This window comes from Deltaproteobacteria bacterium IMCC39524, from assembly GCA_029667085.1.
Taxonomy (GTDB): Bacteria; Desulfobacterota; Desulfuromonadia; order Desulfuromonadales; family BM103; genus M0040.
Genome location: JARUHJ010000018.1, coordinates 1 through 897, shown reverse-complemented (window position 1 = coordinate 897; position 897 = coordinate 1). Strand labels below are relative to the sequence as shown.

The following is an 897-nucleotide window of genomic DNA, read 5'->3' as shown; positions in this document are numbered from 1 at the left end:
CTCCAGTAAGTGCCCCAGGCATAGTTGGCCCAGGCAGCGCCGGTGATGATACCTAGGGTCAGCATCGGGAAACCGATCATGATCGCCTTGTAGTTCAAATCGTCCAGGATCTTGGTGCTGGGGAACATACCGAGCAAGCCACCGATCGGGGATTCTTCAGCCGCCTTTTCCTCTTTGCCGATCTTGATCAAATACATGATCGACACACCACAGGCCAGCGCAAAGGCCGCATAGCCGATAAAGCAGGTGATGACGTGGTAGGTCAACCAGTTGCTCTGCAGGGCAGGAACCAGGGGAGCGATGGTCGCGTCTAGGCTCCACTGTGCCCAGATCATACCGCCAAAAGCAAAAGGGATAACAAAGGCGCCGATCGCGCGCTGCTTGTACTTGAGATCAAAGATCAGGTAAATCAGCAGAATCGACCAGGAAAAGAAGACGACCGACTCGTACAGGTTAGAGAGGGGTGCCTGCTCATACCCCATGGCGTAGGCTTCGGCCCAACGCATGCCGATCGCGCCGGTATTGGCGATAAAGCCGACCCAACAAATCAAAGTGGCGACAAAGCCGACCGATTTGTTTGCGGAGGTCAGGTAAACGATAAAGACCACCATGGCGGCAAAGTACGCGACCGTAGTGATGTTAAACAAAAGTGAGCTGTTCATAGTTCCTCCATCAGGACGACAGGGTGTCGTTGAACTCTTTGGTCAATTCGTCAAAGTAGAGCACAAAGCCAGGCTGGTTCCGGTGAGCGTTACCACCGAACTTGACGCCAATGCCCTTATCCAGTTGCTCAATGCTGACCCAGATACGACGGTGCGACAAGAAGAAAGCACCACAGGAGCCGAGCACCATCAACAGGCAGCCGAGCCAGACCACCCAGACGCCGGGGTCTTTGGC

Annotated in this window: 2 protein-coding genes; both read right to left on the bottom strand. The window is 54.6% G+C overall.

Annotated features, from left to right (window positions below; genetic code table 11):
• A partial coding sequence (ccsA, locus tag P9J64_17435; protein ID MDG5470102.1) for a cytochrome c biogenesis protein CcsA occupies positions 1 to 662 on the bottom strand: 662 nt, incomplete at its 3' end.
• Positions 663 to 672: 10 nt separating this feature from the next.
• Positions 673 to 897: cytochrome c biogenesis protein ResB (locus P9J64_17430; protein ID MDG5470101.1), on the bottom strand; the 225-nt coding region annotated here is incomplete at its 5' end.